This is a genomic window from Streptomyces polygonati (assembly GCF_042650325.1).
Classification (GTDB): Bacteria; Actinomycetota; Actinomycetes; order Streptomycetales; family Streptomycetaceae; genus Actinacidiphila; species Actinacidiphila polygonati.
In genome coordinates this window covers 1-19,456 of the sequence record NZ_JBHSBB010000015.1, presented here as the reverse complement: position 1 = coordinate 19,456, position 19,456 = coordinate 1, and the positions used below count along the sequence as shown (strand labels likewise).

17 protein-coding genes and 3 pseudogenes are annotated in these 19,456 nt (G+C 68.3%); 7 read left to right on the top strand and 13 right to left on the bottom strand.

Translation table 11 applies throughout. The features are described 5' to 3' along the window. Nucleotides 1-318: 318 nt before the first annotated feature. The 5 genes from queC (at nt 319) to ACFO3J_RS24525 (ending at nt 3,973) form a co-directional block, all read left to right on the top strand. Nucleotides 319-1,014 (top strand): 7-cyano-7-deazaguanine synthase QueC, encoded by a 696-nt coding sequence (gene queC / locus ACFO3J_RS24545; RefSeq protein ID WP_386433146.1) that lies wholly within the window; start codon nt 319-321, stop codon nt 1,012-1,014. A gap of 2 nt (nt 1,015-1,016) precedes the next feature. Further along, nucleotides 1,017-1,652, top strand: coding sequence for a 7-carboxy-7-deazaguanine synthase (gene queE, locus ACFO3J_RS24540; RefSeq protein WP_386433143.1), 636 nt, complete (start codon nt 1,017-1,019; stop codon nt 1,650-1,652). Further along, nucleotides 1,652-2,008, top strand: a complete 357-nt coding sequence (gene queD, locus ACFO3J_RS24535) for a 6-carboxytetrahydropterin synthase QueD (protein WP_386433140.1) — start codon at nt 1,652-1,654, stop codon at nt 2,006-2,008. Before queE ends, queD begins: the two co-directional genes overlap by 1 nt. 2 nt (nt 2,009-2,010) lie before the next feature. Next, nucleotides 2,011-2,778, top strand: coding sequence for a GTP cyclohydrolase I FolE2 (locus tag ACFO3J_RS24530; RefSeq protein ID WP_386433137.1), 768 nt, complete (start codon nt 2,011-2,013; stop codon nt 2,776-2,778). A gap of 607 nt (nt 2,779-3,385) precedes the next feature. After that, entirely contained in the window at nt 3,386-3,973 is a 588-nt protein-coding gene (locus ACFO3J_RS24525) for a hypothetical protein (RefSeq protein ID WP_386433134.1), read from the top strand. A gap of 231 nt (nt 3,974-4,204) precedes the next feature. Here ACFO3J_RS24525 and ACFO3J_RS24520 read toward each other — a convergent pair whose 3' ends face one another. From ACFO3J_RS24520 to ACFO3J_RS24500, 5 genes and pseudogenes are all read right to left on the bottom strand, one after another. Further along, nucleotides 4,205-4,780 carry a DUF6884 domain-containing protein gene (locus ACFO3J_RS24520; protein ID WP_386433132.1) on the bottom strand — a complete coding sequence of 192 codons (576 nt, stop codon included), beginning with the start codon at nt 4,778-4,780 and terminating at the stop codon, nt 4,205-4,207. Nucleotides 4,781-5,313: 533 nt separating this feature from the next. Next, a complete protein-coding gene (locus ACFO3J_RS24515; RefSeq protein WP_386433129.1) occupies nt 5,314-6,051 on the bottom strand; it encodes a DnaB-like helicase N-terminal domain-containing protein in 738 nt (245 codons plus the stop codon). A 214-nt stretch (nt 6,052-6,265) separates the two neighbouring features. Then, a pseudogene (locus ACFO3J_RS24510) lies at nt 6,266-6,406 on the bottom strand (DnaB-like helicase N-terminal domain-containing protein); the annotation flags it as partial. Then, nucleotides 6,406-7,686 (bottom strand): annotated as a pseudogene (locus ACFO3J_RS24505) (DNA cytosine methyltransferase). The pseudogenes ACFO3J_RS24505 and ACFO3J_RS24510, both read right to left, overlap by 1 nt. Before the next feature lie 8 nt (nt 7,687-7,694). Beyond that, nucleotides 7,695-8,330 carry a hypothetical protein gene (locus ACFO3J_RS24500; RefSeq protein WP_386433126.1) on the bottom strand — a complete coding sequence of 212 codons (636 nt, stop codon included), beginning with the start codon at nt 8,328-8,330 and terminating at the stop codon, nt 7,695-7,697. 134 nt (nt 8,331-8,464) lie between these two features. On the opposite strand from ACFO3J_RS24500, the gene ACFO3J_RS24495 reads away from it, so the two are divergent. Beyond that, a complete protein-coding gene (locus ACFO3J_RS24495; RefSeq protein ID WP_386433123.1) occupies nt 8,465-9,295 on the top strand; it encodes a barstar family protein in 831 nt (276 codons plus the stop codon). A gap of 35 nt (nt 9,296-9,330) precedes the next feature. Here ACFO3J_RS24495 and ACFO3J_RS24490 read toward each other — a convergent pair whose 3' ends face one another. The 5 genes and pseudogenes from ACFO3J_RS24490 to ACFO3J_RS24470 all read right to left on the bottom strand — a co-directional run bounded on the left by ACFO3J_RS24490 (nt 9,331) and on the right by ACFO3J_RS24470 (nt 14,833). Then, the gene (locus ACFO3J_RS24490) at nt 9,331-11,781 is read right to left on the bottom strand and encodes a tyrosine-type recombinase/integrase (RefSeq protein WP_386433120.1); all 2,451 of its coding nucleotides are present in this window, start codon (nt 11,779-11,781) and stop codon (nt 9,331-9,333) included. Continuing rightward, nucleotides 11,774-12,970 carry a tyrosine-type recombinase/integrase gene (locus ACFO3J_RS24485; protein WP_386433117.1) on the bottom strand — a complete coding sequence of 399 codons (1,197 nt, stop codon included), beginning with the start codon at nt 12,968-12,970 and terminating at the stop codon, nt 11,774-11,776. The genes ACFO3J_RS24490 and ACFO3J_RS24485 overlap by 8 nt, the downstream gene beginning before the upstream one ends. Nucleotides 12,971-13,033: 63 nt before the next feature. Further along, nucleotides 13,034-13,312, bottom strand: a pseudogene (locus ACFO3J_RS24480) (hypothetical protein); the annotation flags it as partial. An 87-nt stretch (nt 13,313-13,399) separates the two neighbouring features. Further along, nucleotides 13,400-13,891 (bottom strand): hypothetical protein, encoded by a 492-nt coding sequence (locus ACFO3J_RS24475; protein WP_386433114.1) that lies wholly within the window; start codon nt 13,889-13,891, stop codon nt 13,400-13,402. Nucleotides 13,892-14,128: 237 nt separating this feature from the next. Beyond that, nucleotides 14,129-14,833 carry a DUF317 domain-containing protein gene (locus ACFO3J_RS24470; protein ID WP_386433112.1) on the bottom strand — a complete coding sequence of 235 codons (705 nt, stop codon included), beginning with the start codon at nt 14,831-14,833 and terminating at the stop codon, nt 14,129-14,131. 1,097 nt (nt 14,834-15,930) lie between these two features. On the opposite strand from ACFO3J_RS24470, the gene ACFO3J_RS24465 reads away from it, so the two are divergent. After that, nucleotides 15,931-17,184, top strand: coding sequence for an IS701 family transposase (locus ACFO3J_RS24465; protein ID WP_386433109.1), 1,254 nt, complete (start codon nt 15,931-15,933; stop codon nt 17,182-17,184). Nucleotides 17,185-17,303: 119 nt separating this feature from the next. Here the strand turns inward: ACFO3J_RS24465 and ACFO3J_RS24460 are convergent, their stop codons facing one another. From ACFO3J_RS24460 to ACFO3J_RS24450, 3 genes are all read right to left on the bottom strand, one after another. Further along, nucleotides 17,304-17,933: a hypothetical protein gene (locus tag ACFO3J_RS24460; protein ID WP_386433106.1), complete on the bottom strand. Its 630-nt coding sequence runs from the start codon at nt 17,931-17,933 to the stop codon at nt 17,304-17,306. 106 nt (nt 17,934-18,039) lie between these two features. Beyond that, nucleotides 18,040-18,477 (bottom strand): hypothetical protein, encoded by a 438-nt coding sequence (locus ACFO3J_RS24455; protein WP_386433104.1) that lies wholly within the window; start codon nt 18,475-18,477, stop codon nt 18,040-18,042. A 154-nt stretch (nt 18,478-18,631) separates the two neighbouring features. Beyond that, nucleotides 18,632-19,366, bottom strand: a complete 735-nt coding sequence (locus ACFO3J_RS24450; protein ID WP_386433194.1) for a DUF317 domain-containing protein — start codon at nt 19,364-19,366, stop codon at nt 18,632-18,634. Nucleotides 19,367-19,456 lie beyond the last annotated feature (90 nt).

The window sequence follows — 19,456 nt, the reverse complement described above, 5'->3', positions numbered from 1 at the left end:
CTTCAGAGAGCCGGCAAGCCTGTGTCCAGTGGTCCCCGCGGTAGAGATCCGAGAGTGGTCGTGCGTTGGAGGCGGCACTGATGCGGTCACGCCAAACTGCGGAGCGTTGCCTTATGGTTCCGTCGGGTAGCGACCTGGCGTGCAGGGAGGTCTCCGGCACGGCAACCTTTCGGTCCGAGCAGGTGACCACCAGCGATAGTTGCCTCACGCGCCCCGACTCTCCACGGCATTAACTGGGTACCTTGTTGCGGTTACTCTACCTGTCAGTTCTCACGCTAGGCTGCACGAATAGACACGGACCTAACTAGGGAGCACCCCATGGGGCGTCCAGCGATCGTTCTGCTCAGTGGTGGCCTGGACTCGACGACTGTCCTGGCCATCGCCAAGGAACAGGGCTACACCCCCTACGCGCTGAGTTTCCGTTACGGTCAGCGCCACAGCGTTGAGTTGAAGGCCGCTAGTCGGGTTGCTGCGACCCAGGGAGTGGCTCGACACGTCATCGCCGACATCGACCTTCGGATCTTCGGCGGCTCGGCCCTTACCGACGAGATCGCTGTGCCCAAGCACGAGTCGCTGGAGGACGCGGGCGGCAGCGGCGTTCCGATCACCTACGTCCCGGCGCGCAACACCATCTTCCTCTCGTTCGCTCTGGCCTACGCCGAGACCGTCGGAGCGAGTGACATCTTCACCGGCGTGACGGCCGTCGACTACAGCGGCTACCCTGACTGCCGCCCCGAGTACATGGATGCATACGCCAAGATGGCGAACCTGGCCACCAGGGCCAGCGTCGAAGGCACTCAGGAACTCAAGCTCCACTCCCCCCTGATTGCCATGTCCAAGGCGGACATCGTGCGCGAGGGCCTGCGCTTGGGCGTCGACTACTCGCAGACGTCCAGTTGCTACGACCCGGACGAACTGGGCCGGGCCTGCGGGCACTGCGAGACCTGCCTGCTGCGTCTGAAGGGCTTCGCCGAAGCGGGCGTGGCCGACCCCGTGCAGTACCAGGACGCGTGAGAATGACTTACCTGATCAAAGAGATCTTCTACACCCTGCAGGGTGAGGGGAGTCATGCGGGCCGACCTGCAGTGTTCTGCCGCTTCTCGCGGTGCAACCTGTGGACAGGGTTGGAGAAGGACCGCAGCCGGGCAATCTGCCAGTTCTGCGACACCGACTTCGTAGGAACCGACGGCGAAGGCGGAGGTCGCTTCGCCTCGGCGGAGAGTCTCGCCAGGGCAGTTGAGCAGGTCTGGCCGTCCACCGCCATGGAACACAGATTCGTGGTGTGTACGGGGGGCGAGCCGCTTCTTCAGTTGGACGATGGGGCCGTCCAAGCCCTCCACGCGAAGGGCTTCGAAGTTGCCGTGGAAACCAACGGCACCCGGGTGCCACCGCAGGGGATCGACTGGCTCTGCGTCAGTCCCAAGATCGGCTCTGACCTTGTCGTCACGAGCGGGCAGGAACTGAAGCTGGTATACCCGCAGTTGGGCGGCGAACCCAGCCAGTTCGAGCACCTCAACTTTCAGAACTTTCGCCTCCAGCCTATGGACGGCCCCGACATAGAGGCCAATACTCGCGCGACCGTTGAGTACTGCATGAAGAACCCGCGCTGGATGTTTTCCCTCCAGACGCACAAGTATCTGGGAATTCAGTAATGGAAATCTTTCGCGAGTTTACGTTCGAAGCCGCTCACCGCCTCCCTAAGGTCCCCCACGGCCATAAATGCGCACGACTGCACGGGCACTCTTACAAGGTCATCGTTCATGCCGAGGCCCCTGTCGACCCCGAGGCAGGCTGGGTCATGGACTTCGGGGACCTCAAGCGGGCGTTCAAGCCGCTTGAAGCTCAACTTGACCACTATTACCTTAACGAGATCGAAGGTCTCGAGAACCCGACCAGCGAGGTTCTAGCGCGCTGGCTCTGGGAACGGCTGCAGCCCAGCCTCCCAGCGTTGTCGGCCCTGACTGTCCACGAAACGTGCACCTCCGGCTGTACCTATCGGGGTGAGTAGCCGTGCATGACATTCAGAAGGAAGTGGACGCCCGCGGCATCGAGATCGATCAAGTAGGTATTAGCGGCCTGCGTTATCCGCTGACCTTCGAGGACGGTCACCTTCGCCAAGACGGCATAGCCGACATCGAGGTAACCGTACGACTTCAGCACAACCGCCGCGGTACCCATATGAGTCGTATGGTCGCCCTTGTGCACGACCACCTTCGGCGCTTCGACCCACGGTCACTGCCGCAGGTCCTCAAAATCGGTGCCGATCTTCTTGAAGCACCAGCGCTCGCAGTGACCATCTCCATTCCCATCGGCACCACCGTCATTGCTGCGGCCAGTCGGGCAGAATCGTTCCAGGTACACGATGTTTGCGTCAAAGGACAGTGGGACAGCGGCAATACAACGGTGATCACATCAGTAACCAGTGACGTCACAAGCCTCTGCCCATGCTCGAAAGCTATTTCCGACTATGGCGCCCACAATCAACGCAGTCGGGTCACGCTTGCCGTCTCTGGCTTCGGAGAATCGCCTTACCCCCTACCGGTAAACGATGCAGTACGGCTTCTCGAAAAATGCGGATCTGCCCCTGTGGTGCCACTAGTCAAGCGGCCCGACGAGCGAGTCTTGACCATGCAGGCTTACGACCATCCTGTTTTCGTAGAAGACATGGCTCGCGGGTTGAGTATTGCCTGCCGCGACAGAGGGCTCAGTCACACCGTGAGCATCCGGAATCTCGAGAGCATCCACAGCCACGACGCTATCGCCCAAGTCTTTGGCTAACTGATGGTTGAAGCGTATTTATCGATGCGGCTGGAAAACGTCGTCCGAGCGAGAACAGGGTTTGAACGAAGGTGAGTCGAGTCTGCTTCGCGCGGGCGCCGACATGGTTCGACCAGCCCGCAAGGGGCGATCCGTCTCAGGGGGAAGATTGTCAGCCGTGTCGGGCACCATGGTCCCATGAGGATGCCGCGGACGACGTGCCCCACCTGCCAGCGAACCGGTTTGGCTGCCATACCCGCAGGGGTCGGGCAGTGGAAGATCGTCCGACACGACGCGCCACAAGTCGGTCACCGACGCGAGGGGTACTTGATCAGCTGTGCAGGCTCTCTGCGGCCCGTGGAACTGGGAATGGTCCACCAATTGCACCTTGAGTTGCCGCTAGGTCAGGAACCCCTCTTCGGGTAGAGACGGCTGAGTGCGTCGAGGCCAGTGCTGCGGGTACTGGGGGCGGTGCAGAAGCCGCTACCATCGGCACGCGGTCCGCGAGATCCGGCGCTGCATCGACTCGGTCCGCTGCAGCATGTTCGGCACCGGCCTTCTAGGCCTTGGGTCGGTCGGGCCGCGGCCCAACCGAGGTGCGAGAGGCAACTCCGGTTGGGCCGGGCGCATGCCGAAGGCGCAGCTGGTCGAGGGCGCGATCGGCGAGTTGCGGGCCGGCCTGGACGAGGTGCTGGTGTCGCTGTCCAAAGACGTGCGGCGGACCGATCGCAGGCAGGACCGGGCCGACCGGCGGTTGCGGAAGATCGCCTGCGTCGGCCGGGGCCGGCACACCGAGGTGCTGGTCTACCTGCGGGCGGACCCCAAGGCGGTCGACCTCGTCCCTGGGTTCCCCCGGGACGTGACCGGCTTGGACTATCACGGGACCGGGGACCTGGAGGTCCGCCTGCGTGCCGAGAAAAACCTGGAGCGCGTCGGCGCCCTGCTGCGCAGCGGGGAAGCTCAGCTCGGGAAACCTGTCCTCCCGCAGCCTCTTCGGCCGGGCGCGCAGCTACAAGACCGGCCACAAACCGGGGAACAGGCTGACATTGATGTAGCGGCGAAAGTCGGCGGCTTCGGCGGTCTCCCGGTTGATGGTCTCCTACAGCCGGCGCCGGGCTTTGTCGTCGGTGAGGTCGTAGCGGTGTTGTTGGGACCAGTCCACCGCCACGAGCAGGATGACGTGTGCGCTCGACGGCCCCGCCAGTTCACTGACTGAGCCGGGTAGTGCGTAGGGGCGCGGGTCGGCGTAACGCCTCCCGGCAGCCATGTACTCGAGTATGCCCGGGGCGTGCCTGCCACGCCCCGGGCAACGGCGCGCGGGGTGAGTCGGCCTCCCGATGCTGTGACTCTGCGAGGATCGGCCAGACGGGAGTGGGCGTCTGGCGGTGGCTGCCGTGTCCGTAGCTGGTGCGGCTCGGGTGATGCCAAGGGCTGCACGGACCCGAGGCTACCCTCGCGATCGGCCTCCGGCGCCGGTCGCAGGTGGGCACGGTCCGGTTGACGGGGGCAGGCTCACCCGCGCTTGCGCTGGCTCGTCCTTCGCAAGTGTTCCCCTGGGGTGATCGGCCAGGCGGGCTGCGGCTTGCCACCACACCCGGACCAACTCGGTTGATTGGCTGAGGGTGTGGCACTGCGCCCGCTGGTCGCCCAGTCCGCTGGTGAGCGGGACCAGTGTGTGTGGCAAAGTTTGCCGTAGCAATTCGGCGTAATCTCTGCCGCCCAGAAAGATCACGTGGGCGTCGTCCAGGTCGAGCGCGGCGGTGTGCCGGGCCATCTGCTCAGGTGTGATGGCGTCCATGTCGCCGAGTTGCGTGTCGTAAGGGTGCAGTGGACGTTCCAGGGTGACCAGGCCGTGCCGGGCTGACATGATCCGGATGAGGGACTGGTCGGTCAGGGCGTCGGCGGCGCGCCGCAGCGACTTGTGATACGTGCCGGTATAGAGCTGTCCGGCGGGGATGACGTCCCGGTAGCCGAATTCCTCCCAGGACGGCTCGGCCTTCTTCGAACCGCGGGAGATGATCACGATGCGGCGCCGTCTGGAGGGGATGTTGCCCCGCCGGCGAGCGTACTCGCGTCCGGCCGGAGTCAGGTAGAGGGCCCGGCCGGACTGCTCGTAGGTGCCGTGGAGGATCCCGTATTCGCAGGGTCGTCGGCATAGTCGGCGGCGTGGACGGCAGCTAGGGTCCGCTGGTTGAAGAAGCCGGGCACGTGGTCATCGACGCCCGGCACCAGGTGGTCGGGGCGGCGGGCAGCGGCGAGTACCGCGTCGTGTTGCCGTTCGGGGAGCTTGGGCAGCACACCGGATGTGGGAGGTGGCGCGGGCGGGCCGTACTCGCTCTTCCACTGTTCGTACGCTTCCCATCCCGCATCGGTGATGCGATGGGCGCCACCCCGGATGGGGTCGGAGGTGATCAGGCCGTCGGCTTCGAGGCGGGCCAGGGCGGCGGGGTGTCCGGAGACGTCGCCGAGGGTGTGGGCGGCCAGGATGCGGGCCCCGGTGGGACTGAGCGCGGTCAGATACTGCCTTTCGCTGGTTCGGTCGGCCCCCGGGTCGGGTTACCGGGTGATGGCGCGGAACGGTGTAGTGGTGGTCAGGGCCGGGGGACGCGGTGACGCGGCCGGCGTGGCGGTACTGGGTGGGGGTGCGCGGCGGCGCGCGTGCATGCGGGCGAGTGGAGCGAGGGCGCGGCGGGCGGCGGGGATGAGGTGGTGGGGTGTGTGTGCGGGGTAGTGGGTGAGGGCGGTGATCTCGCGTCCGGCGGTGCGGGCGATGGCCAGCAGGGCGCGGGTGTAGATGTGTTCGGCCCAGTGCTCGGCGGAACCGACGGGTTGCCGCAGGAAGTCCAGGACGTGGGCGGGGCCGGCGCCGTTCAGTACGGCGTGCTGCTGGGCTTTCCACAGCACGGTGATCGGGTCGATCGGGTCGCCTCGCTGGGCCATGGCGGTCAGGCACCGGTACAGGCCCTGGTGCAGGGGGAGGCGGAAGTCCTCGGGGTGCAGCCAGCCCAGGGCCGCGAGGTCTTGGGGGCGGGCGGTACCGGCGGCCAGGAGGAGGCGTTCGGCGTCGAGGTCTTCCTCTGCCGGTGCTTCGTTCGCCGCCGCCGGAACCGCTCTGGGCACGTGTCCGGGCTGGCGCGGCCACTGGGGTTCGGCGAGGTCGAGGAAGCGCCCGAGGGCATCGGCCCGCTCCAGCACCACGGTTGCCGGTTCGGGAAGCGTGCTGTCTTCCGCGAGTTGTTCCAGCCGGACGGCGTGCTCGCGCAGGGTCCGCCGCGTGTGTTCGGCGCGGATCATCTGGGCGTAGACGGGGGCGTGTTCGGGTCTCGGGCAGGCGTTGATGAGGGTGTGGAGGCAGGGGGGTATCCAGTCCCGGCGCCGTGATCACCGCGGTCTTCAGTACGGCCATCAGCCACACCGGGCTCGCCCGGTGCACCTCCGGGTCGGGTGGGGTGAGGGTGCGCATCGCCGCGAACAGCGCGCTGTGGGAGGGATTAGCGAAGTGCTCGGGCAGCAATTCCGGCACGCCGGGGAGCTGGGCGGGTTCGAGGAGCAGGGCGCCGAGGAGCGCTTGCTCGGCGTAGTGCAGCGGTTCCGGCGGGGGCAGGTCGTCGTAGGGCCCGTCGAAGTCGGTGGGATGGTCGGGGGTCATCAGGCGGCCAGGGTGAAGTCGTCGCGGCCCAGGGTGGCGCCGAGGTGCGGGGCGAGCAGGTGGGCGGCGAGCCGGGGCGGGACGGCGTTGCCGATCTGGCCGAAGACCTGGCCCTTGTTGCCGGCCCAGGGGAAGCCGGCGGGGAAGGTCTGCAGGATCCCGGCCTCGACCGCGGTGATCCGGATCGGATCCGGGACCTCGCCCGGGTCCTATTCTGCCGGAGGTTCGGCGCCTGGTCGGGGTTCGGCGACCCACAGGCATTCGTTCGCGCGGTGGCCGAAGAACAGCGTGCCGGCCAGCTCGGTGGCCGAACGGACGGTGGCGTTGGCCTGGTTGTTGCTGCGCAGCGACCAGGCCCACCGGTGAGCCTCGGCGGTGAACGTCGGCGCGGGCGGGTCGGCGGGCCGGTTGTCGCGCGGCCCGTGCTGGGCCCAGCCGGGTCCGTCCCGCCGGGAGCGCAGCACCAGGTCGGCCGGGGCGGGGTGGGTCTTCCAGGTGCCGCGGGTGCGGGCGTCGGTGAGGGTTTTCCTGGATCCGGAGGGGAAGGGCTCGGGCCCGCCTCCGGGTCCGCCGCCGGCGCACACGGTCGGCACCGGCCGGTCGGTCGCGCCCCAGCCCAGCGCCTCGGCCATGCTGACCCACCGCTCGCGGCCCGGGCCGAACAGCGACTCCGGCTCCGGGACCGCCGCGTGGGTCGGCTCGGGCGGGACGGCGGTGCGGACCCAGGAGGCGATCAGGATCGCCCGCTTCCTGGTCTGCGGCACGCCGTAGTCGGCCGCGTTGAGGATGCCGCACCAGGTGGAGAAGCCCCAGGTCCGGAGGATCGCGGCGTACTGGCGCCACAGCGGCAGCACGTCGGGCACCTCCTCCATGAGCACCCATTCGGGCTGCCCGGCCTGGTGCAGGGCGTGCAGGTAGCGCATCGGTTCGGCAGCGAGCAGGGAGCGTTCGTCCCGGCACGCGGTCAGCAGGCGGGCGCGGGTGTCACGGCCGGCAGCGAGGTCGGCGACGGCCTGGTGGACTAGCGGCTGGTCGAGCAGCCCGAGCCTCTTGCCGGCCATCGACCACGCCTGGCACGGCGGGGAAGCGATCAGCCCCCACGTCTTCCCGACGAACGGCCACACCGGATACATCGCCACGTCCGTGCGGACGGTCAGCAGCCCCGCAGCCGCCCTCGTCCGGCACGCCCACAGGTCCCACTCCAGCCCGATGTCCCGCACACCGAGCACAGCTGCCGCGTGCGACCAGCCGCCGGGGCCGGCGAACGCGTCGAGCACCAGGCCGCGGCTCACGCCGTCAGCCCGAAGTCACCCTGCCCGGGCTGCTGTTCGTCGCCGCGGCACGCCCACGGCGAGCAGCCGCCGGTGACGCCGTCCTCCAGCTCCTTCAGGCGCTCACCGGCCGCCCGGGTGTCCAGGGCGGCCTGCCGCTGGGCCCATTCGCGGGCGGTGACGTGGTCGATCGGCGCCTGGTCCAGCGGGACGCGGGAGCGGTGCAGGAACGCCTGCCCCAGCAGCGGGCGGCCCGACGCGTTCGCGCGGGCATTGCCGGCACGGATCGCCGCGTCGAACGCGACGACGTCCTCCCACTCCTCCGGAGAATGGTCCCTGATATTCCTCCACTGCTGATTTCCATGGAATGGACAGCCCAGGCAGCTCGATTTCGGGGTATCTGCGAGGCCGCGTGATTCGAGGTAGGCGGTGCAGTCGGCGCGGGACCAGTCCAGGTCCACGATGAGGGGGTGACGGTTGTGCATGTAGGCGACGTCGGCGTCCTTCGCCCGGTGGAACTCGTCCGTGGAGATGCCGACCCACTGCTCGACGAACATCCCCTTCGGGATGCGCTGCGGGTAGGGGTATCCCAGGATTTCACGGACTTTCTTTTTTATAGGCTTTATTTTATATTCGCCGGTGCTTCTCTGCACTTCACTCTCATGGGTGAACGGGGGTATGTGAGTCGTCAAAGGGCCTCCGAGATGGATGAGTTGGGGGGTGGGGGTGGTGGCGTCGTCGGCGACCGCCCGGCAAGTCGCGGGGCGCCGGTAAGATCGGCGCCCTCATGGGGAGTGCGATGCGAATTTCAGGGCGGGGTGGCGAGGGGCAGAAGTGCGCGCTGACCTCGGACGAGGACGATGCTGACTTCTGGGGTTCTGCTCACGAGGCCGAGGGGTTGTTCACGCCGCTGGCTGATGAAGAGGGAGCACGCCGAGTGCACCTCGCGGGTTGCCTGCCGCAGGGCGGCCTACTGAAGAGCGTTGACCACGTCGGCGGTCGTCGTGCCTTGGCGGGGAACGCCTGGTTCGACCTCCTCGACGGCGACGGCGCCACCATGGGGTCCTACTTCGTCAACGAGGTCACGGTCGTCAGCGTCAAGCCATCCGCCCGTGGAGCCGGCCTCGTCGACCTCACGGTGGCGTTGTGGTGCGAGAACGCCTTGGCTGGAGCGGAACGGGTGTGGGACTTGATCCGCGCGGGGCACCTGACTCGCACCGGCATGTGGCACGATCTTGCGCCCGAAGACCGCCAAGCGTGGCTGTCGGTGGCGCTGTGGTCTCGGGAGTACCAACGTCAGGGACGGCCCGACACTCCTGCAGGCCAGGTGTTCACCTTGGACGGTCGGCACATCGTTGACAGGGACAGCTTCTACTGCGCGATCGGTGAGGCCATCAATGGGCCGGGCGGTTACTTCGGCTGGAACCTTGATGCTCTGAACGATTGTTTGAGGGGCGGCTGGGGCGCCACCGCTCCGTTCACCTTGCACTGGGATTCCTCGGCCGAGGCCAGGGCGAGGTTGGCAGAGCGCGTGTCCACCGGCGATGGCGAGGCTTCGCTGTTCGACCTGCTCCTGGAGATCTTGGAGGAACGGGGCGTGAGCGTCATCCTTCGGTGATCGATGGTCGGTTCCAGGAGTCGGCATGGGGAGGGTCATTCCGACTCCTTCGGACGGCGGCGTGCAGGGATGCCGAGGTCGACAGCGGGTCGGCGTGCCATGCGCTGGGACTCGTCGCGCTTGGAGCGGAGAAGAGCGAGGGTGAGGTTCAGTCCTTCGATCTCACCGGCCCAGCCCTCCCGCTCGGCTCTGTCCCGGCGGGCGAGGAGGTCCTTCTCGAGTTCGTCGAGGCGGGCCAGCATCTTGGGGTTGACGTGCAGCATCGGGCAGCGGATGCAGGCGTGTTCGTGCTGGCAGGGGGTTCCGTAGGGGCGTCCGCAGGAGCCGAGTTCGACTTTGCGCTTGTCGAAGTGCTCGGTGAATTCGTCCCACTCTTCGGGGCTGGCGGGGCGGTATTCGTCGCTGGGGCGGATCTTGCGTCGGTTGTCGAGGTGAGTGACGTAGTGGCGGATGACGTCTTCGTCGAAGACCGCGACGTATCCGCGGGTGGTTTGGATGTTGAGGTGGCCGAGCAGGGCCGCTCCGATGTGGATGGGCAGTCCGCTGTTGACCAGTTCGGTGGCGAAGATCCGGCGGAAGTCATGCGGGGTGAAGTGCAGGTCCCGGAAGCCGGGGTGTGTCTCGCCGAGCGCCTCGCAGCGGCGCCGGATCATGTTGAGGACGGTGTTGGTGCCGATCACCTCGCGGTTCGCGCCGATGCGGCGCTGGAACAGAAATGGCAAAGGGGTGCTCCAGAGCTTGTCGTGCGGGTCGTAGCGGCTGACCAGCGGGATCGGTTGTCCGTCGCGGGTGTGGCGGCGGATGAGGCAGGCGATGACGTGGAACAGGTCGGGCGACATGGGGATGACGCGCTCGCGGTCCGTCTTGGACGGTGCGATGACCAGCAGGCCGACGACTTCGCCGCTGGGGCGCTGGTATTGCCGGATGTTGAGGTGGCTGAGCTCGCACAACTCCTCGATGCGGATGCCGGAGTGCCGCAGCACCTCGATGCTGGCCCAGTCCCAGAACGCCGTCTCCTCATCGGTCGTGATGTGGATGAGCCGGCCGGTTGCCTCGTCGGTGACCTTGATGGGCGGAGTTTCGTGGCGTGCGATCTTTCGGTCGGACTCGGTCACGGTCCGCCGGTAGGTCCTGCTGTCCAGGACGAAGCTGACGCCATCAGGTGTGCTCGTCGCCTGTTCCAGCAGCCTGCGGGCGTGGTCGTAGCGGTTCTCGACGTGCTCGGCGAGGACCGGCAGAAGAGGCTGGCGCTGACGGGTTCGGTCAGCAGTGCGCTCATCGTGGCGGCGTCGGCGCTTGCCCAGACCTCGTAGTTCTCCGGGCGGGATGGGGCATGGGACGACCCAGCGGGCCCATCGTTCGGGTTCCTGCGCGGCCCAGGTGTGCAGGTCGAGGTAGAGGCTGCGGACGGTGATGATGATGTCGTCCTGTTGCCGGCGGGGCTTGCCGTCGTCCCGGACGGTGATCGCTTGGCGCCAGGCCGCATAGGTCTCCGAGGTGAGGCGCAGGTCGGCTTGGTCGGGGTTGATCTGCTCGACCTTGCGCCAGAACATCGATCCCAGCAGGTAGCAGATGTGCGACAAGGTGGCGTAGTCGGTCTCGACCATGCGGCGGCTGCAGTAGTCGATCAGGAGTTGGCGGATGCCCTGATTGCGGATCGGGTAGCGATCGATCAAGTCCTCGACGCTGAGCTGGCCGCGGGTGAGCGCTGCCCGCAGCGTCGTTGGGGTGTCGAGCGGGAAGTGCCCCATGGCATGCAGGACGTTCCAGGCACAGATCCCAGGAAAGACGACCTTCCTGGCCTCGCCCAGCCCGAGAGCGACTGCGGCGCGTCGACTCTCGTGCCCGTGGTGCAGCATGGCCGCCGGGGTGACATCGGACAGCGAGACGCCCTGGACCGCGAGCAGGGCGCAGATGTCGTTGAGAGCGTTGCGCTTGTGCTGCCAGGACATGTCATGTGCCTGGACGCGGTCGTGGAAGGCGTCGAGCAGTGGGTCGTTCTGCGCCTCATGGAACGGAGTGGCGAAGCTGGGGAAGGTCTGGCTGCGGAAGGCCCTCAAGGACGGCTGGATCACCCGCAGGCAGATCAGGGAGCGCAGGCCGGTGTTCAGATCCCGGCCGAAGCCGAGCTCCTGGCTGAGGTCGCTGGAGTTGACGCCGCCGGGCGCGATCGGGCAGGCGTCCCATCGTTCTTGCCAGGTGGCTCCCGGAAAGTCGCTCAGGTAGTCGAGCATCGTCCGTGTCACCTGGACCCGCTTGCTGCGGGTGTTGGCGGACATCTGCCCGATGCCGCGTACGACTTCAGCGATGCTCTGCGCGGACGCCGTGCTCAGGTCCCCGTGAGGCTGCGGGAGCGTGGCCGCGAGCGCGGGTGCCGCTTCCAGGGAGCCGGAGATGAAGCGGCTGGGAAAGCTCAGTTCCTTGTCGGCGTACTCGTGTCGACGCGTGCGGCCCGTGGCCGGCAGGGAGGTCGTGGTCTCAGGCACCGAACACCGCCGCGATGTCGGACGGGTCGTAGCCGACCGCGTAGTGGGTGGGTGTGCGCGGCTTGGCGTAGTGCGCGGCCATCACGTCGAAGAGCTCCTCGACGCGGACGGTCAGGTACCGGTTGGTGGTCTGGATGTTCGCGTGCCGAAGGACGGCCTGGACCTCTTCCAGCTTGAGCGTGCCGCCGTTGGCCATGCAGTAGGCGGCGGTGTGCCGCATGTCGTGCAGCGACCAGTTCGTCCCGAGCTTGGCGTTGGCCCGCTGGATGACTCGTCGCATCGCCCAGTAGCTCAGTGGCCGGTCCTGTCCGTGCCGGGTCCGCCAGACAGGCTCGCCTGGGGGAGGAGTTCCGCGTTGATCGAGGTAGCTGGCCAGCCGCAGAAAAGCGGCCGGGGAAGCGGGCACCGCCTCGCGGGCCCGGGTGCCCTTGGAGATGACGTAGATCTTCTGGCCGGACCAGTCGATGTCCTCCAGGCCCACCCCGAGGAGTTCTTCCGCCCTTGCGCCGCTGGAGACGTAGGAGTCGAGCAGAGCCCGGTCGCGCTCGCAGCCCATGGCGGCGAACAACTCGTCCCAGAGCAGGTCCGGGATGGACCGCGGCGGCCGGTCGGCGACCTTCTGCCGCAGCCGGGCCCTGCCCAGTACGGGCGCCGGTTCCAGGGGGCTGCGATGGCCGAGCACCCGCCGACGCTGCGGCGAGGCCGGCACTGGGTTCACGACCGGCCCGCGGCCCTGATGGCCGTGGAACTCGTAGAACCCGCTGACGACCGACAACGCATGGTTGATCGTTCGGGGCGCGTACCCAGGGCCGAGACTCGCCTTGCCTGTACGGATATTCACGGCTCCCGCCGCACTGCTCTGGGGCGAGCGCCGCTGACGCTGCGGATTGCGGGCCGACCGTAGCCATCCGGCAAGGACCGCGACTTCGGCCTCCGTCGCCTTCTCCCATGCCGTGCCCAGCAGCCACAGCAGCCGGAACCAGCGCAGGAGCCCGTAGGCGTAGCGCCGCCCGGTCAGTGGGCTGCAGTCGCCCAGGGCCAGGTCTCGCAAGTACGCGGTCACTGGCTCCACTTCGCTGCTGAAGCCGTTGACGACGATGTACGGAGGGTGCTGCCCTTCGGCCGGGACGACTGCCCCGGCCGAGGGGACGACAGCACGTCCCTCCATCAGTTCCTGTCGGAGATCCACTCCACACTCCTTGATCGCGTGAGTCGGTCACGCGATCAACGAGCCTGAGGAGGTGCAGATAACGGAGCACTGCCGCCGCGTCATCCCAGGCCGGCCGTCTTTGTTGAGGATGTACAGGGGCATCGACGCGAAGCGGTGATCCGGGTCGAGGGCATCATTCCTGATGTTGCCCGTGGACACGCGCAGGATCGGGATCCCGGCAGGTTCGGCTATCTCACGCTCGATCCGGTCCAGGTGGGCGTATACAGCTTTGGGTTCCCAGCCAGTGTCGGCGAAGATAGCGCAGTCGATTTTCGGGAGAACGCCTTCTGCGGAAAGACTGAGCGGTGTTGTGGACTGCACGCCGGCGCCGAGCGAGAGGATGCGGAGTTCGGGTTCTGCCAAAGGTGCGGGGTTCCTTCCGATGGGGGAGTTGAAGTCGAGGGCGGGTCAGCGGCTGGGGCGGAGTGGGCCGGGGTCGGACGGTGGCGTGGAGGCTGCGCGTGCCGGCTGGTTGGTTCGCGAAACCGTCGCGGGAGCGTGTTGCGGATGGGGATCGGGTGGGCCGAGGAAGCGCATGGAAAGGTCGGCGTGGTACAGGCGCCGGCCGATGAGGGCCAGTTCGTCGGCAGCGTCGTTGAAGTCCTGGGCGAGGTCAGGGCCGTTGTCGGTGTGTGCGGCCATGGCCTGTTCGGCCGCGGCACGGAAGAAACGGCCGTGGAGGCGGAGGATGCCGTCGAAGTCGTGTGTGACGGCGTTGACCAGCGAGGCTGCTACGCGGTAGGTTCCCGCGCCGGTCATTGCGTCGCTGAGCGCGGTGACCTGCTCACCGAGTTGCTGGATGCCGTCCGGTCCGGGGGATGTCCGGGTCAGGTGCAGGGCCGGGTCGAGGTCGATGCGGTATCCGGCCAGGGTGAGCAGTTCCGCCGGGCGGGACGCCACGGCGTTTTCGTGGTGCTGGCCCTGGCCACTGGGTACCTCGCAGTGTCCGGCTCGGCGGGCCTCGAATCCCGTCCGTTCCAGGAGGGCGTGGGCGAGGCTGTCGCCTCCCCGGGCCTCGATGATCCCGGAGGGGTCCGGGAGATGACGATGCCTGGCTGTTCGTGCAAGCGGGCTCCGGTCGGTGTGCGGGTTCGGCGCGAGTTCAAGCCCCGTGCGGAGGGAGCCGGTTGGGTGCGGTTACCGGCCGGGGCGTGCGGCTGACGGGCCGGAAGGCAGACCTGGGATGGCGGGCGGCGGCCGGTGAGGGCGGGAAGCTGTGGTCGCTGAGGGCGCTTCGGGGAGGCTCTTGCCTTCGGCGAGTTCGGAGGTGAGTTCCTGGAGGATGGATGCCGGTGTTGCGGGGGAGAGGTGGATGGCCCAGGCGGGGTGGTCGGCGCTGTTGCCGCCCCAGACAGTCCAGAGGTGTTTCGCGCTGGGCTGGAAGCGGAAGGTGAAGGCGTCGAAGTGCAGGCCGGCGGGGGCGTGGTCGGGTGGGGTCCAGAACGTTCCGTGCCCGTCGGCCGTGTGCTTCCATCCCTCGTCGACCAGGGCCAAGACGGTCTCGGTGATCGCCCTGTCGGTTGCCGGCGGGCCGTCGGTGACGGCCTGCTCGGTGTGCCAGGCGACGGCATTGAGGAGGCATGCCACGAGCTGGATGGGGGTGGCTGCGGTGGCGGTGGCGTGCCAAAGGCGTTCGCCGACCGGGGATTCGTAGGCCGCGATGGTCCACTTGGGTTCGGCGGGATGGGTCTCGTGCACGAATTCGAGCCGGAGCGCGAGGTCTTCGTGGTTGGCGATGGTGGTCTCGTCGTGCGGGCGGTACTTCTGCCACTCGCGGTGCTCGTCGAAGAAGGCGTTGAGCAGTTGCTCGTGGTCGCCTGCCCCGGCGGCGTAAACAGGCACGAGTTCCTCTTGTGTCGCTGGGCTCTGGCCGGAGGTGTCCGCAGAGGCGGACGGTTGAGCGGCCGGGGTAGTGCCGGCGAGGACGCGTGCGGCGTATGTCTCGGTGTCGGTGGCCGGGGCGTACGGCGTCGGTGTAGAGGCGGTGAAAATCCGCGATGGCTTCGCTGGGGTCGTCGTAGACGCTGGTCTCTTGCCGCAGGTGGTTCTCGCCGTGCAGGTGGACGCTGTCCCCGCCGAGGTAGGTGCCGACCGCGACGGTGGTCCAGCCGTCGCTTGCGTGGTGGTGGATGACCAGCCGCCCCGAGGCGATGTCGTCGTGGATCTTCTGCGCGACGGCGCTGACCTCGCGGATCTCCTCCCGGCTGCACTCCATGGGGTAGTTGTCCCAGGTCCACTCGGTGCCGATCTCTTCCTGCAGGTCCGTGGTGATCTCGACGAGGAAGCCGGCCGCGCGCAGGGCGCGGGCGGCCTGGCCGGCGTAGTGGGCTTCCTCGCGGTCAATGCGGGCCAGGACCATCGTGTCCTGCCGCAGCGGACGGAAGGTATGGGCGGCCAGGATGGCCCGGGCCAGGACCGAGTCGTTGCCGGAGATCGTGGCGATTACCGCAGGAAATGCCTCGGGGTGCTGGGTGAGGTGGGTCTGGGTGGTGATGCTCGGGGGCACGGGCCTCGATTCACTGGGTTCGGGTTGGGGGTTGTGCGGCTGCCGGTCTAGTGGTGGGGCCGGCGGGTGGGTGGTGTGCGGGATGGTGTAACTGACCGTTTCAGAATGAGAGCGGCGTAGCGGCTGGCGGGCGGTTGATGGTGTGTAGAGGCAGAGGACCGGGGTACCCATCGTCCTCGTTCCTGACGAACCAAGGGATGGTCTGGCCTCGTTGCTGCCGACGCACCCGATCCGTAGGCGCAGCGTGGGGTGGCTTCGGCCCTTCGGATCGGGCCTAGTACTCCAGCAGGATTTCGCGGCCTGACCTGCGGGTTTCGCTGGGCGGGTGGAGTGTAGCGGGTCGTTGAATGGTCAGGGGCGGTCTTACGGAGACCGCCCCTCGATCGTGTGACGGCGCCGCAGGTAGTGACTGGGCGTGGGGCAGTCTCCCCCCGTGATCACCGAGCGTGTTGCCGAGCAATGGGACCTGGAACTGGACAGCCTCTTCGTGACCGTCGGCCATCGATTCGGCCGTGTGGAACTTCGCCGCCGTATGCGCGACTACGTCCGCGGGCTGCTTGCCCCGGTGGCGCGCAAGAACAGCTGGCAACTGGCCGAGCAGGCAGGTCACTCCACCCCCGACGGTCTGCAGCACCTGCTCGCCGGTGCGAAGTGGCAACCCGATGACATCCGCGATGACCTGCAGAAATACGTCGCCGACACGCTTGGCGAGGACAGCGGCGTCCTCATCATCGACGACACCGGGTTCATCAAGAAGGGCACCACGTCCGCCGGGGTCCAGCGTCAGTACTCCGGCACTGCGGGCCGCACCGAGAACTGCCAGATCGGGGTCTTCGCCGCCTATGCCTCGTCCCGGGGCCGTGTCCTGGTCGACCGCGACCTCTACCTACCCAAGTCCTGGGCCGAGGACCGGGAACGTTGCCGGGCGGCCAAAGTCCCTGACGAGCGCGCGTTCGCCACCAAGGGCGAGCTGGCCCGGCACATCGTCCTGCGATGCCTTGCCTCGCCGCTGCCCATCACCTGGGTCACCGCGGACGCCGCCTACGGCCAGGAGAGCCGGTTCCGCCGGATGCTCGAGCAGTCGGGCGTCGGTTATGTGCTGGCGGTGCCCAAGTCCCAGTTCACGGTGGGCTGCCCCCGCATCGACGGCCTGTTCGCTCAGGCCCCGGCCGAAGCCTGGGAGAAGATCTCGTGCGGCGACGGCGCGAAGGGCCCACGTGCCTACCACTGGGCGGCGGTCCGGCTGCCGGCCGTCGCCGAGTTCGACTACCAGGGCGAGGTGCCCCACCGCATGCGTTGGGCACTGGCCCGCCGAAGTATCAGCAAGCCCGACGAGATCGCCTACTACCTCGCCTACGCCCCCTTGGACGCCACCGTCAAGGAGCTGGTCCGGATCGCCGGCACACGCTGGGCGATCGAGGAGTGCTTCCAGGCCGCGAAGAACGAGTGCGGTCTCGACCAGTACGAAGTCCGCCGTTACGTGGGTTGGTACCGGCACATCACCCTTGCGATGCTCGCGCACGCCTTCCTGGCCGCCACGGCGCACCAGGCCCGGAAAAAGGGGGCGGGACCGGTGAGGCAACCGGGGCAATCGGGCTCACAGTGGCGGAAGTCCGGCGACTCCTGGCAGCTTGTCGTCCCCAGCCCCCGCACCTGCGGGGACGCCGAGGCCGACACCACGCGTTGACCTGGTCGAACTGGCGCAGACGACGCCAAGCGGTCGCCCGCCGCTGTCACTACCTGCGGCGCCGTCACACGATCGAGGGGCGGTCTCCGTAAGACCGCCCCTGACCATTCAACGACCCGCTACACTCCACCCGCCCAGCGAAACCCGCAGGTCAGGCCGCGAAATCCTGCTGGAGTACTAGGTGCAGGGCGGCGGATGACACCGGGCAGTGTCGCGAGAGCGGCGCTACTGTCGGCGAGGGTTTCGCTGATGTCGCCCAGGTGCTGGCTGGCTCTGCCCAGGTCCTGCCACAACTCGGGCGCGCCACCGTGTCGTTGCGCGTAGCGGGACGCGGACGCCAGCAGGTCCGACAGGCGGGGGATGACGCCGTCGTCGGGATCGAGGACCGGTGCGACAAGCAGAGGGGCGGAGACCGTGCCCCTGTCCAGGAGGGCGGTGATCGCCTCCAGCGCGCCTGGGGTCTCGAGGATCGCTGCCGGCGGTACCCAGTCCTGCGCCCGCCCAGGCTCGGGAGCGGTGGCCGGTCGTGCTTCGGCGGGGGTGGTCAGATCGCGCAGGATCTGGGGTGCGCGGTGAAGGTCGGCGGCCTGGGCGTCGAGGTTGTCGGAGGCGGCGCACAGGAGGTGCCACAGCGTGTACACCGCCCGGTCCTGCATCCGGCCGGTGGCCTCAGCCTGCTGGTCGACGAAGTCGAAGGCGGTGCCCAGGAGTTCGCGGACCGCGTCGAGGACGCCGCCGTCGGCGAACACGCCAGCCAGCAGGCCGGCGGCTGCCGCCGGTTCGGCCTGGGTGATGCGGGCGGTCAGTTCGTGCAGGTGCCCGGTGACGGCAGAGGCGGGCTGCTCGGGGGCGGGGTCAGTGGTCAGCGGGTCGTCCTGGTGGAGATCGGGGCCGGGGATATGGCGGACGGAGGGGCGGGGTTGCCGACGGTGCGGGTCGAGCCTGTTCCGCTGTTGCCGCGGGGGCAGGGTCCGGTAGTGCGCGCAGGATCTGCGGGGCGTCGCGGAGTTCCTGTGTCTGGTCGTAGAGGTGTTCTGTGGTTTCGGCGAGCTGGTGGTACAGCGCGTACCCGGGCTGGTGCTCGCCCCATTTGCCGGCCGGGGCGGCGGCGGTGATCAGGTGGCGGGTGGCCGTAAGGACCTGGTCGAGTTCGTCCAGGACGCCGCCTTTGGCGAAGACGTCCGTCAGGAGGTCGGCGGCCTCCTCGGCGCCGGCATTCTCTAGGGTGGTGGCCAGGTTCCGAAGGGAGGCGGCGATGCCTGCTGCGGTGGTCGGATCGTGCCGGCGGGTCACCGGTCCTCCTCGCGTCCAGGCCGCGGCCGGGGCCGGGGCCGGGGTGGGGGTTGGTCGGTGCGGCGGTGGGCGCGGGCGCGCAGCAGGGCCAGCGGTGTGATGCGGGCGCGCGGCCTGCGCCGAGGCGGCGGGGTATCGGTGTGGTGAGGGTGGGTCATCGGCTCCTTGGCGGGTGAGCGGGGCGGGGCGGGGCTGCCGGGCGGGGCGGCAGCGGGACCGCCTGCCGGATCCGGGCCGGGCGTGGGCGCAGGCGGGCGGTGGCGCGGTTGCTGGCGGAGCGGGCCCAGGCCGCTGCGCGTCCCGCGGCGGTACGGGTCTGGCGCCAGGCGGCGAGCTGGGAGGGCAGCACCGGGTACGCGGTGGTCGCGGCGTGCGGGGCGGCGGCGAAGGGGATCCGCCCGGGCGGGCGCAGGACCGGTTGCGGGTCGGCGAGCGCGGCGGCGAATGCTTCCACCGCGTGCAGCGGGGTGTGCTCGGAGAAACCGGCCCGCCACAGCGGAATACTGTGTCCATCGGTGCCAGGTGACCACATCGCGGTGCCGCCTTCGCGTCGGTACTGCAGGGTCGCGGTGCTGTCCGGGTGGTCGGCACCGGGGTGCTCACCCTTGCCGGGCTTCCAGCCGCGGGCCGTCAAGCGGCCCAGGACATCGGGTGCGTGGGCGGGGCGGGGGCCGGCGAGGACGTCGGTCAGGCCGGCAAGGATCTCCACCGGGACCGCGGCGCCGAGACTGGCGTTCCAGGCGGGCCGGCCGGGCGGGGTGCCGGAGATGACCCACATCGGCGGCCTGGTGTGGGAGTGGTAGCCGACCCGCACGGATTTGTCGGGGCTTTCGAAGGAGAGCGGCGAACCGGACCTCGGGGTGCGGTTCTTCCAGCCAGCGCCGGTCAGGTAGCCGGTGATGTGGGTGAGGCTCCAGGGTGAGGACGGCTTTGGTGATGACGGTCATGCGGTTGGGGCTGATGCGGGATCTGCGGAAGA

What these genes read in the sequence shown, in the direction of transcription:
- queC (WP_386433146.1), top strand. Translation starts at nt 319, where the DNA reads ATGGGGCGTCCAGCGATCGTTCTGCTCAGTGGTGGCCTGGACTCGACG.
- queE (WP_386433143.1), top strand. Translation starts at nt 1,017, where the DNA reads ATGACTTACCTGATCAAAGAGATCTTCTACACCCTGCAGGGTGAGGGG.
- queD (WP_386433140.1), top strand. Translation starts at nt 1,652, where the DNA reads ATGGAAATCTTTCGCGAGTTTACGTTCGAAGCCGCTCACCGCCTCCCT.
- ACFO3J_RS24525 (WP_386433134.1), top strand. Translation starts at nt 3,386, where the DNA reads ATGCCGAAGGCGCAGCTGGTCGAGGGCGCGATCGGCGAGTTGCGGGCC.
- ACFO3J_RS24515 (WP_386433129.1), bottom strand. Translation starts at nt 6,051, where the DNA reads ATGATCCGCGCCGAACACACGCGGCGGACCCTGCGCGAGCACGCCGTC.
- ACFO3J_RS24495 (WP_386433123.1), top strand. Translation starts at nt 8,465, where the DNA reads ATGGGGAGTGCGATGCGAATTTCAGGGCGGGGTGGCGAGGGGCAGAAG.